This is a genomic window from Parabacteroides sp. AF39-10AC, assembly GCF_003635405.1.
GTDB lineage: Bacteria > Bacteroidota > Bacteroidia > Bacteroidales > Tannerellaceae > Parabacteroides > Parabacteroides distasonis.
Genome location: NZ_QTLP01000005.1, coordinates 78,377 through 91,088 on the forward strand (window position 1 = coordinate 78,377; position 12,712 = coordinate 91,088).

At 45.1% G+C, this 12,712-nt stretch carries 9 protein-coding genes; 3 read left to right on the top strand and 6 right to left on the bottom strand.

Annotation, left to right across the window (positions count from 1 at the left end; genetic code table 11):
- Positions 1–411: 411 nt before the first annotated feature.
- From DW033_RS06075 to DW033_RS06085, 3 genes are all read left to right on the top strand, one after another.
- Positions 412–3,231 carry a TonB-dependent receptor gene (locus DW033_RS06075; protein WP_122382539.1) on the top strand — a complete coding sequence of 940 codons (2,820 nt, stop codon included), beginning with the start codon at positions 412–414 and terminating at the stop codon, positions 3,229–3,231.
- A 264-nt stretch (positions 3,232–3,495) separates the two neighbouring features.
- The gene (locus DW033_RS06080; RefSeq protein ID WP_005861390.1) at positions 3,496–5,055 is read left to right on the top strand and encodes a sensor histidine kinase KdpD; all 1,560 of its coding nucleotides are present in this window, start codon (positions 3,496–3,498) and stop codon (positions 5,053–5,055) included.
- 2 nt (positions 5,056–5,057) lie between these two features.
- Positions 5,058–5,789, top strand: a complete 732-nt coding sequence (locus tag DW033_RS06085; protein WP_005861388.1) for a response regulator transcription factor — start codon at positions 5,058–5,060, stop codon at positions 5,787–5,789.
- A gap of 53 nt (positions 5,790–5,842) precedes the next feature.
- On the opposite strand, the gene DW033_RS06090 is transcribed toward DW033_RS06085, so the two are convergent.
- The 6 genes from DW033_RS06090 to murC form a co-directional block, all read right to left on the bottom strand.
- Entirely contained in the window at positions 5,843–7,252 is a 1,410-nt protein-coding gene (locus DW033_RS06090) for a carbon starvation protein A (RefSeq protein WP_005866976.1), read from the bottom strand.
- Between the two features lie 115 nt (positions 7,253–7,367).
- Complete coding sequence (locus DW033_RS06095; protein WP_005861384.1) at positions 7,368–7,817, bottom strand: GatB/YqeY domain-containing protein; 450 nt, start codon at positions 7,815–7,817, stop codon at positions 7,368–7,370.
- A 19-nt stretch (positions 7,818–7,836) separates the two neighbouring features.
- Positions 7,837–9,201, bottom strand: a complete 1,365-nt coding sequence (gene ftsZ / locus DW033_RS06100; RefSeq protein ID WP_122382540.1) for a cell division protein FtsZ — start codon at positions 9,199–9,201, stop codon at positions 7,837–7,839.
- Positions 9,202–9,234: 33 nt separating this feature from the next.
- Positions 9,235–10,593, bottom strand: coding sequence for a cell division protein FtsA (gene ftsA / locus DW033_RS06105; RefSeq protein WP_122382541.1), 1,359 nt, complete (start codon positions 10,591–10,593; stop codon positions 9,235–9,237).
- 5 nt (positions 10,594–10,598) lie between these two features.
- Positions 10,599–11,327: a cell division protein FtsQ/DivIB gene (locus tag DW033_RS06110; protein WP_005866972.1), complete on the bottom strand. Its 729-nt coding sequence runs from the start codon at positions 11,325–11,327 to the stop codon at positions 10,599–10,601.
- Complete coding sequence (gene murC, locus DW033_RS06115; protein ID WP_005861375.1) at positions 11,324–12,712, bottom strand: UDP-N-acetylmuramate--L-alanine ligase; 1,389 nt, start codon at positions 12,710–12,712, stop codon at positions 11,324–11,326. The genes DW033_RS06110 and murC overlap by 4 nt, the downstream gene beginning before the upstream one ends.

Genomic DNA, 12,712 nt, shown 5'->3' on the forward strand with positions numbered 1-12,712 from the left:
GGCGTATCAGTTAGCCATGCGAAAAAGGTATCTTAGTTTCATTGAGAAAGTATCCTAAGTTCATTGGCGAAGTATCTTAGGTGCATGGGGCGATGAAGATACGATACTTTTTTCATGAGCACCTTGTGTGAGTATCGGTGTCGTCATACGCAACTACCGGCGTAGGCTGTAAGGACTACTCGTGCAGGTTCTAAGCTCTAGTGCTTATCGCTTGTGCCGATACGGATGAAATTCACCTCGATCAAAAGAGTGAGGATGGTTAACTCATACACCTATCCCCACTGAGGTTCTACGGCCCCAAGAATAAATATCATGTGTTAATAATATCAAATCCATAAAAGTTATATTAAACTATTTTGAGTGAACCTTGTCTATCTTTTCGTAATTGTAAACAATGTAATCCATATAGTTATGAAATCGGGAAAGTGCCTTTTGATGTTGTTGATGATCCTTTTTTCACCGATGGCTTTCGCACAGCAAAGCGGTGTTAATGTTACCGGATCTGTCGTTGAGCAAGGTAGTGATACCCCCATCGAGCAAGCAACGGTACGATTGCTGAACGTAAAAGACAGTGCCATGGTACGAGGTGTGGTGAGCGCCCGTAATGGTAGTTTTACCTTGAAAAACGTAAAGAAAGGAAGTTATTTACTACACATCACATTCATCGGATACGATCCATTGTACCAACCCTTGCAAATCACCGGAAAGAAAAATCCCGTAAACGTAGGTAAACTCGAATTAAGCGACGGAGCGATCGAGTTGGGAGAAGCCGTAGTTATAGGTAAGGCACCCGAGGTTACCGTTCGCAACGACACTGTGGAATACAACGCGGATTCTTATAAAGTAACCGAAGGCTCCGTTTTGGAGGATTTATTGAAAAAGATGCCCGGTGTGGAGGTAGATGGCGAAGGCAAGATCACCGTCAATGGAAAAGAGGTGAAAAAGGTAATGGTAGACGGAAAGGAGTTCTTCTCCGATGACCCGAAAGTGGCCTCCAAGAATCTTCCGGCCAAGATGATCGATAAATTACAGGTACTTGATAAGAAAAGCGATATGGCCCAAATGACCGGCTTCGACGATGGAGAGGAAGAGACCGTCATCAACCTAACCGTGAAACCCGGCATGAAGCAAGGTTGGTTTGGCAACGCATATGGCGGATACGGAAGTAAAGATCGGTATGAAGGCAACGCCATGGTCAATCGTTTCGTGAATAATGACCAGATCACGTTCATGGGGGGAGCGAATAACACGAATAATATGGGCTTTTCCGATCTAGCCTCAACAATGTTCTCCGGTATGGGAGGCGGTGGAGGCCGACGAGGAGGTTTCGGAGCGGGTAGCGGTATCACCTCTTCCGGAAACGCAGGTTTGAATTTCAGCAAGGAATTCAAGCCGGATAAACTAACTCTTGGGGGAAATACTCGTTATTCCCATTCCGACAATGACGCTCGTAGCAAGAGCGACCGGCAGAATATTCTTCCCGGAGATAGTTCCTCCTACGATAATAGCGAGGCGATGAGCCGTACGAAGAGCGATAACTTTGGCGTAGACTTTCGCTTGGAATGGAAACCGGACACGATGACTCAACTTATCTTCCGCCCGAGTTTCAGCCTCAGCCATAGCATGAATGACAATTTCAGTGATGCTACCACCTTGGATAACGAACGGGATACGGTCAATACCAACAAATCCAGCAATTACTCGGAAAGTAACGGGTACAACCTAAATGCCAGCATCGATTTCAGCCGTAAGCTGAATAACAAAGGGCGTGTGTTCAGCGCCACCCTTTCCGGAGGCAATAGCGATTCGTACAGTGACGGCATGAACCGTTCCGACATCGTTTATTTCAACCAGACTGATGCCTTGAAGAATAGCATTATCGACCAGCGCTCACGTTACGACAACAAAGGTTTCAATTACCGGGCCTACGTATCGTGGGTAGAACCGATCGGGCATAATAATTTCATCCAAGCCACTTATAGCATCAGCCAACGGAAACAAGAAGCCTTGAAGAATGTTTACAACCAAGACGCTGATGGTATATATAATGTATTAGATTCCGCCTACAGCCAAAGCTATCGCAATAACTTTATCAGCCAGCGGGCCAGCTTGAGCTTCAAGTCTCAACGGGCAAAGTTCAACTACACGATCGGCTTGAATCTGGACCCATCCTATTCCAGCAGCGAGAATTTCGTTGGCGACACGACCTTATCCAAGATAACCCGTAAGGTGGTCAACCTCTCCCCGATGGCTCAATTCAACTATATGTTCGATAAGCGTACGAATCTTCGTATCATGTATAATGGCCGTACCAGCCAACCGAGCATGACTCAATTACAACCGGTAGCGGATATCTCGGACCCGACGAATATCACGATCGGTAACCCGGATTTGAATCCCCGCTATACGAACAACGTATTTATTCGTTTCCAACAGTTCACGCCGGAGAAACAACGGGCCTTCATGATCATGGCAAACGGTAGTTATATCATCAACGATATCGTAAGTTATACCTCTTATAACCAAGAGACAGGTGTAAAGACCACCACTTACAAAAACGTAAATGGCAACTATAGTGGCAACGTCCGTATGATGTTGAATACCCCCTTGAAGAATAAGAAATTCTCCATCAACTCCATGACAATGGCCTCGTTCGCTAATAGCAACGGATATATCAACGAGGAGAAGAATACGAACCGGAATCTCATATTGTCCGAACGTGGTGGTATCGACTTCCGCTCCTCTTATCTGGATCTGGGCGTAAACGGGAATATTCGTTACAATGCCACCAGCAACTCTCTGCAAAAGGAAAATAACCAAAACACCTTCAATTACGGAGCCGGCGGTTACACGACAATCTATCTGCCCCTCAATTTCAAGATAGAGAGTGACGTGAACTGGTCTACCAACTCTGGCTACGGGGACGGATTCAAACAGAACGAAGTCCTATGGAATGCCTCAGCCTCCAAGTCTTTCTTAAAGAATAACCAAGGGACGCTCCGTTTCAAGATCTACGACATCCTGCAACAACGAAGCAATATCTCCCGTTCCGTTACCGCTAGCTATATACAAGACTCAGAATATAACACGCTAGGCAGTTATTTCATGGTACACTTCATCTATCGGTTCAGCATCTTCAAAGGCGGAGCCACTACCAGCGACGTGAAAACGCCGGGTAGAGGCGGACGGGGAAGAGGTCCGATGGGCGCTCCTCCGGGACATCGATTTTAATCCCCTAAGTGGAGACTTTATAAAGTCCGTACGCAACAAAAAACGCACCGGACTTGTTTTTACTTAGGATAATATATAAAAAACTTAGGATAAAATAACGCTAACTAGCGCATTAACAGCGGAGTTTCAATGCTTAGCTAGCATACATTCTCTATGCCCACAAAGTATTATTAACATTTTAAACGGATTATTTTTACCTTTTTTGTGTAAATATTAAACTAAAACATACGTTATTTGTTGCAATATTAAGAGAAAGATATTGATATGAGGAAGTCGACAATTTGGTTGCTTGCGGTAGTTATGGCTTTTGCCTTCGCCGGGTTATTATACCTACAGGTAAACTATGTGAGCATTATACTTAAGACACGCAGCGAACAGTTCAATGAGACTGTCAAAAGAAGCCTGCGCCAAGTATCTAAGAATCTGGAATTGGATGAGACCCGTAAATACCTTGAGGATGATATCAACCGGGATGAGACAAATTTCATGTATCAAAATGCCCCGGATGCCCAAAGCCTAGGACAAGTGATCAACCATGAGAAATACCAATTACAGATCAAGGATTCTAATGGAACCGTTCAACAAATAGAGATGCAAAGTTTTAGCGCCCATAAGTTCGAGCCGCTCTCTTCCTTGTCAAAACGGCAGTCTGCCAACAGCATCGTAAACACATCTAAAGATTTACAGAAGACACTAAAAAGACGTTACCAGTACCAAGGTGGACTGATAGAGGAGGTGATTTACAACATCTTATACACCGCGAATCTAAAGCCGATTGAGGAACGTATAGATTTTAAAAAGCTGAACAATTACTTAAAAACAGAATTTATTAACAACGGTTTGAACTTGCCGTTTGTGTTTTCTGTTATTAACAAAGATGGAAATGTAGTATACCAGAGCGGAGAATTCCAAAAGCAACCGATCGCCTCTGACGTGATCACCCAAGTGCTTTTCCCGAACGATCCCCCATCGAAACTAAACTACCTGAGAGTTTATTTTCCGACGAAAGGGGATTATATCTCAAGCTCTATTACTTTCATCGTTCCATCGGTTATATTCTCATTGATCCTGTTGATAACCTTCGTCTTCACGATTTACATCGTATTCCGTCAGAAGAAGTTATCCGAGATGAAAAACGACTTTATCAACAACATGACGCACGAGTTGAAGACACCGGTATCCACGATCTCGCTCGCCGCCCAGATGTTGAAGGATTCGGATATAACGAAGAGTCCGGACGTATTCAAGCATATATCCGGCGTAATCAACGACGAGACGAAGCGATTGAGCTTCTTGGTCGAGAAAGTGCTACAGATGTCTTTGTTCGAACGACAGAAAGCAGCGCTTAAATTGAAAGAAATTGACGCGAATGATTTGGTAGCGAACGTGGCTAACACCTTCGTTTTAAAGGTCGAGAAGTACGGCGGTACAATGGATATAGACCTGCAAGCTACAGAATCGGATATATATGTGGATGAAATGCATATCACCAATGTATTGTTCAACTTGATGGACAATGCGGTTAAATACCGCCGCCCGGAAGTTCCGCTTACATTGATGGCACGCACTTGGAACGAGAACGGAAAGCTGTTGATCTCCGTGGAAGATAATGGTATCGGTATCAAGAAAGAATATCTGAAAAAGGTATTCGACCGTTTCTTCCGCGTACCGACAGGCAACGTACATGACGTGAAAGGGTTCGGCCTCGGACTCGCTTACGTACGTAAAATTATTGAGGACCACAAAGGTACGATCCGTGCTGAAAGTGGTGCCGGAAACATTGGAACAAAATTTATTATTACTTTACCTCTTATAAAAAGTTAGTTATGGAAGAAAAACTAAAGATCTTCTTTTGTGAAGACGATGAGAATTTAGGAATGCTTTTAAGAGAATACTTACAAGCTAAAGGGTATGTAACGGACCTATTCTCTGACGGAGAAGCCGGATACAAAGGTTTTACCAAAGGTAAATACGATCTTTGTGTGTTGGATGTCATGATGCCAAAGAAAGATGGTTTCACCTTGGCACAAGAAATTCGCTCTATCAATCCTGATATCCCTATTATCTTCCTTACAGCCAAGACTATGAAGGAAGACATCTTGGAAGGATTCAAGATCGGTGCGGATGACTACTTGACAAAACCGTTTAGCATGGAAGAGCTATTGCTTCGTATCGAGGCTATCCTTCGCCGTGTGAAAGGTAAGAAGATGAAAGATATTCCTTTCTACAAGTTAGGAAACTTCTTGTTCGATACCCAAAAACAAACGTTGGCTATCGGCGACAAGGTTACGAAACTTACTACGAAGGAATGCGAATTATTAAGCTTGTTGTGCGCCCATGCAAATGAGATCCTTGAGCGTAACTACGCCTTGAAAACAATCTGGGTAGACGATAACTATTTCAACGCTCGTAGCATGGACGTTTATATCACGAAATTACGTAAATTGTTGAAAGACGATCCGGGTATCGAGATCATCAACATCCACGGCAAGGGTTATAAATTAATCACTCCTTCCGGGGAGGAACAAGCCCGTGAGGAAGGCATACAAGTGCTTTAATTCACTTGAACAATAACGACAGAAAAGGCTGGCTAAATGTAAGCCAGCCTTTTTTATACTTTCTTTCTTTTCCAGACTAAGAAGATCCCGAAAACGATCAATGTAACTAGTAGCCCCAAAAGTTGAGAAAAACCGGAGGAAAGACCAAACCCTTCCGGAGCTACAAAAATATAGGTAGAACATACCGCCGTCATGAATAAGGCGGGAATCAAGGTTATCACATATAATTTCTTTGCTTGTACCAAATATACGGTTAAGGCCCATAGGGTAAATACTGCCAACGTCTGGTTACTCCATGCGAAATAACGCCAGATCATATCGAAGCCATCCTTATCTTTTTGACTATATAATAAGATTCCTATCGCAACGATAAACATGGGAATACAGATCATCAGACGTTTGACCACCGTTTTTTGCTCCATTTGCAGGAAGTCTGCGACAATCAGACGAGCCGAGCGGAAAGCCGTATCGCCAGAAGTAATCGGAGCTGCTATCACACCCAGTATCGCTAATACACCTCCGACAGCGCCCAGCCACTCTTTTGTGATACTGTCTACTACGACAGCGGCATTGTTCTCCTCCATTCCGTTATTATGGAAGAAATACGTAGCGGCGGCGGCCCAGATCAAGGCTACGATACCTTCGGTAATCATCGCTCCGTAAAATACGGGACGGGCGTATTTCTCACTTTTCATGCAACGGGCCATCAATGGACTTTGGGTAGCATGAAAGCCAGAGATAGCGCCACAAGCGATACTAACAAACATGATCGGAAAAATAGGCAAGCCTCCCGGATGCGTATTACTAAGTCCATCCGTAATCTCAGGTAACGGCGGCTGGTTAATAAATAACATAACCAAGATACCTACGGCCATAAATAGCAAAGCGATGGCGAATAATGGATAGATCTTTCCGATAATCTTATCAACAGGTAATAGAGTAGCCAGTATATAATAAATGAATACGACGATAATCCAGAACGTAGCATCTAGATATTCCGGAGTCAGTTTAGCCAGCAACCCTGCAGGCCCAGCTACGAAAACAGCACCCACCAAGATCATCAAGATAACCGTAAAGCCCCGCATAAATTGCTTAAAGTTGTTCCCCAGATACCGTCCGATCAATTCAGGAAGACTTTCTCCATCATGCCGCAACGAAAGCATTCCCGATAGGAAATCATGGGTAGCGCCCGCAAATATACTTCCCAATACGATCCAAAGGAAAGAAGCTACCCCAAATTTAGCCCCCATGATAGCGCCGAAAATAGGTCCCAGACCCGCTATATTCAAAAATTGGATCATGAAAATCTTCCAAGTAGGCAAGGGTATATAATCAACACCATCTTGTTTTGTGAAAGCGGGAGTAACCCGGGAGGGATCTACGCCAAACACCCGCTCGACAAATTTACCATACGTAAAATATCCAACGATAAGGGCTATCAGACAACATGTAAAAGTAATCATGGTTTTCTAAAGAATTAAATTGTCAAAGGAAAAGGTATATACGAGAAAACCGTACCAAGGGCATTCTAACGAGTAATTGTCAGAATGCCCTTAGTGCGGTCTTCGTATGAATCAATTAATTAAGTAAACGCTTAACCGTCTCGGAAATCATCCGTCCTTCGGCTCTTCCTGCCAATGCTTTTGAGGCTACACCCATTACCTTACCCATATCTTTCGGGCCAGCGGCACCGACTTGAGCGATAATAGCTTTCAATTCTTTCTCCAATTCCTCGGCAGACATTTGTTGAGGTAAATATTTCTCAATCACTTTTACTTGCTCCAACTCAACATCCGCTAGGTCTTGACGGCCCTGTTGTACATAAATCGTAGCGGAATCTTTCCCTTGTTTCACCAACTTCTGCATGATCTTCAAGGCATCCGCATCCGTCAGCGTATCATTGGCTCCCGGAGCGGTTTTCGCTTCCAAGAAAAATTTCTTTACATTTCTCAATGTCTCCAAGGCAACTTTATCTTTCGCCTTCATCGCGTTTTTAATGTCTTCACTGACTTGTTCAAATAAATCCATATCCTTATTATATTATTAACTATCGGAAACTGATCACTTGTTTCCCCCCCCGCTGAGAATCTTGGCGAGGTTGGTTAGCCGGTTGCTTCGCCGTTGTCGAAGCCGATACTTGAATATCCTCTCCCGCTACTTTGGAACGGGCACGGGCTACGATCTTCGGATCCCGGTTATAAGTCGGATTATCCTCTATCAAAGCGATCAAGGCATCATCGTCCAACTCTTCCTGAGTCAAAACTACCGCTTTCGCACGAGAGGTAAAACGACCCGCCTTTTGTGCGGAAGCACCATAATATTTACCAATCAAATCACGCTCCTTACGCTCTTTCTCGATTCGCTCTTCTTCTAAGCGCAATTCTTCTTCCGTCATCTGAGCGGCTTCATTCCTGCGTTTATCAGCGATCAATGGAATATCATCCATCGTAAATCCAGTAGCGAGGATCGTCATTTTCACTTTATTACCTAATGTATTATCCACGGCAGTACCCCAGATAACCTCTATATCACGGTTGAACTCGGACATAAAGTTATGCACGTCGTTCATCTCCTCCATGCGCAACTCGGCTTCCTCGCTGAAATATACGTTGAACAGGATTTTCTTGGCGTTCTTTACGTCGTTGTTGCTTAATAGCGGAGAATTCAGAGCGTCTTCCACCGCTTGGCGAACACGTCCTTCTCCTTCACCAAAACCATTACTCATCAAAGCGACACCACCATCTTTCATCGTGGTGTTAACATCGGCGAAGTCGAGGTTGATAATACCCGGAAGCGTAATGATCTCCGCGATACTCTTGGCGGCGATCGTCAAGGTATCATCGGCCTTGCCGAAAGCGTTCATCACGGAAAGGTCCGAATAAATCTCACGCAAACGCTCGTTATTGATCACCAATAAGGCATCCACGTTCTTCGCGATCTCCTCCACACCATTCAAGGCCTGTATAATCTTACGCTCACCCTCGAACAAGAAAGGAATGGTTACGATACCTACCGTCAATATTCCCATATCCTTCGCGATACGAGCGATAACCGGAGCGGCACCCGTACCGGTACCACCACCCATACCGGCGGTAATAAATACCATCTTCGTACCGTCGTTCAACATACCTCGAAGATCGTCCAGACTCTCCTCGGCCGCCATCATCGCACGTTCCGGCTTATTGCCCGCGCCCAATCCCTGCGTGATCTCACGTCCCAGCAATAACTTGATAGGAACATCCGAACGGTTCAAGGCTTGATTATCCGTATTACATAACACGAATGTAACATCGTGTATGCCCTCCTTATACATATGAGTAACAGCGTTTCCGCCACCGCCTCCAACACCAATCACCTTAATGATTTTGGGAGTATCCGTAGGATAATTAAAATTTAATATTGTATCGTCCATTGTCTTCCGGTTTTATTACATTCGTAGATCACGTTATTTACTCTCGTTATCATCGTCATCGAAGAGGGTTTTACCAAAGGTATCGATTCCTTTTGTCAACCGCCCGAACAAGCCGGGACCTTTTTTCTTCTCTTTCTTCGGCTTCTCCTTGACGGGTTCCGGTTCCGGAGTCGGTTCCACTGTCGGTTCAGGCTCAACCACCGGCTCAATCTTAGGCTCCGGTTTAGGAGGAATATATAACGCGCAATTCTTAGTTCCTTTCGCCAAGAGGCCGACGGCTACCGCATATTCGGGATTGCTGGCGACCACTAAATCACCACTAGCGACAACCCCCTTGCGAACCGCTGAATAGCGAACCTCCATCTTCAAGCGTTCGCTCATAACAGCCGGTAAATTCTTCAAAGCGGCGCCTCCACCCGTAATCACGATGCCGGCACCGAGAAGGCTCATCAAGCCTGTAGCCTCCAGACGAGCATATACATTCTCTAAGATCTCATCCATACGGGCCTCGATCACACCGTTCAACTCGGCCAGCTTAATCTCACGCAAGCCCATTCCATCCGCTAAACTCACTTGGATGGTCATATCATTATCCCGGTCCGCTTTCGCGCTACCATAAGTGATCTTCAAGCGTTCCGCCTCAGACTCTACGACCCTGAGATTGGTTATATCTTTTGTTATCAAATTACCTCCAAAGGGAACAACGGAAAGGCTGGCCAACTTACCACCCTTATAGACAGATATCGTCGTCACGCCGGCACCGAAACCGATCAAGGCGCAACCCAAGTCCTTCTCATTGTCGCTCAAGACAACATCTCCCAACGCAAGGGGTGACACCAGAATACCGGCGATCTCGATTTTCGCTTGTTCCGAGATGCTATTGACAATATTTAATTTCAAGGAAGGACGTCCAACAATCAACTTATAACGAGCCTCGATACGGCTACAAGGCACGCCCACCGGGTTGGACTCTGGTTTATCATCTAAAAAATAGGAAGGAGAAACCACGTCAAGAACGGTCAACATATCCGGACGATAATCCTTACACTCTTGATAAAGAGAGTCTATGATCTCCTCCGTGACCACTCCTTCCGTTCCCAATACCTTGCAAACCGTATGCTCGATAGAACGGAGTGACTGGCCACCCAGTCCCACATATACCTGCCCGATCTTGGTCCCCCCCAGTTTATTCTCCAACTTGAGGATCAAGCGTTTTATCTTACTCGCCGTCTCCTTCACGTTATATACACATCCTCTTCGTATGCAGGTGCCGGAGTTCTCAACTTCGTAGGCGATGATTGAAAGAGCGCCCGTCGCATTCTTAGTCCCCACCATTCCTACCATATGGGAGGTACCTAGGTCAATAGCTGCTATAAAGTCTGTGTATGCCATATCATCTATTTTTTAGTACAAACAATCTGATTCTTATATTTTAAATTAATCATACTGTACTTTTCCCAACCCACTTTAGGGATCGCTTGTTCATAGAAAAGCTTTAAATTCGCAAGCTTTTCTTCGAATTCATCCAAAGTACCCAACATGATCCGGTGGTTACCCACTCTTGGAATAAGTTCTATATCATTATCCGGATAGACATAGATTTGTTCTATCTGGTCATTCCAGAACTCATTCTCTTGCAAAAATAATGCAAATTTGTATAAGTCGGTCACCGCAAGCTCTTTTTCCACATATCCACTCACAATTGGCACATGCGCGGCATACCGACGACTGATCGGCATGGTGGTTCCCAGATTATCCACGTAATAACTACCTCTTACGCCCATAATCCGGAGGATAGGCATCTTTTGCATGACCTCTAGCTTGATAATACCCGAAGGAGTCTTATACGCCTCCACTTGGGCGATCATCTCATTCTTAAGCAATTCCGTCTCTATCCGATCCGTATTCACGTCGGCCATTGACCGCTTGATCGGATCTAGCCCAGCTTTCTTCAGTATAGACACAAGGTCACTCTCGCTCACGAAGTGTTTATCCAGACTGTCTTTCACCACGACTTGCAGATCTTGGCAAATAGAGTCCTGACGTATTTCCCGAAAGAAAAACGACACAAACACGATGTAACAGAACAACAACGTGGCTACTACTATGGAAATTATTCGGATCACGGTTTCCTTATTTGTTTACATAAAATCTCTTTTACAGGCTCCACCAAACGGTCGATATTACCGGCGCCTACCATTAATACTACCTCATATTTCCCGGCGGCAACCACGTCCAAAAGCTCTTCCTTCTTACACAGCGTCTTGGAAGGGATCGTCACCTTATCAAAAATGATCCGAGAGCTCACCCCCGGAATCGGTTCCTCACGAGCCGGATAGATATCCAGCAAGATCAACTCATCCAATAAAGAGAGACTCGCGGCGAAATCACCAGCGAAATCCCGGGTACGGGTATATAGATGCGGCTGGAAAATACCTGTCACCTTACGACCCGCATATAATTCCTTCACCGACAAGATACTCTGTCGCAATTCGGCCGGATGATGGGCATAATCATCGATCAATACCACTTGATCAGTCTTCAAATGGAAATCGAAACGGCGGCGAGGTCCGGCAAATGTAGCCATACCCTTTTTCAAATCCTCCGGTTTCACTCCGTTCAACCAAGCGATCGCCATAGCCGCTACCCCGTTCTCTATATTAACCTTTACGGGAACACCTAATTCCACATCAGGAATACGGATTTCCGGACCAACGAAGTCAAAGGTAATATTTCCGTCGCAAATACGAATATTTTCAGCGTAAAAGTCCGCTATTTCCGTAACGGAATAGGTATATTTCTTGACACCCTCCTGTAAACGGGGCGTTACGTTGATTCCCTTCTTGATCAGTAGACAACCATCAGGACGAATTAAGGAGGTAAATTTCTCGAAACTCTCCCGGTAAGCCTCCGCCGTACCGTAAATATCCAGATGATCTGGATCTGCGGAAGTAATCACTGCCATATAAGGAGTAAGCCAATGAAAAGAACGATCGAACTCATCCGCCTCGATCACGGTAAAGTCGCTCGTATCAGACAACATTAAATTACTCTCGTAGTTCTTTAGGATTCCTCCGAGGAAAGCATTGCAATCCACTGGCGATTGTTTCAGCAAATGAGCCAGCATAGAAGAGGTCGTTGTCTTGCCGTGCGTTCCCGCCACGCATAAACCCCGGCTGCTTTTCGTAATCTCTCCCAAGACACGTGCCCGCTTCATCACCTCAAAACCGTGCGCCCGGAAATAGGTCAATTCCGTATGCGACTCCGGGACCGCCGGCGTATAAACCACCAGCGTATCATCGGGCGACTTGAACGCCTCCCCGATCAAAGCTACATTATCCTCATAGTGAATATCGGCTCCCTCCTTTTTCAACTCCTCGGTTAAATCGGAAGGGGTCTTATCGTATCCGCCCACTCGTTTTCCCTTAGCGAGGAAATAACGGATCAAGGCACTCATCCCAATGCCCCCGGCACCTACGAAATACACCGCTGTCACTTTATTTATATCCAT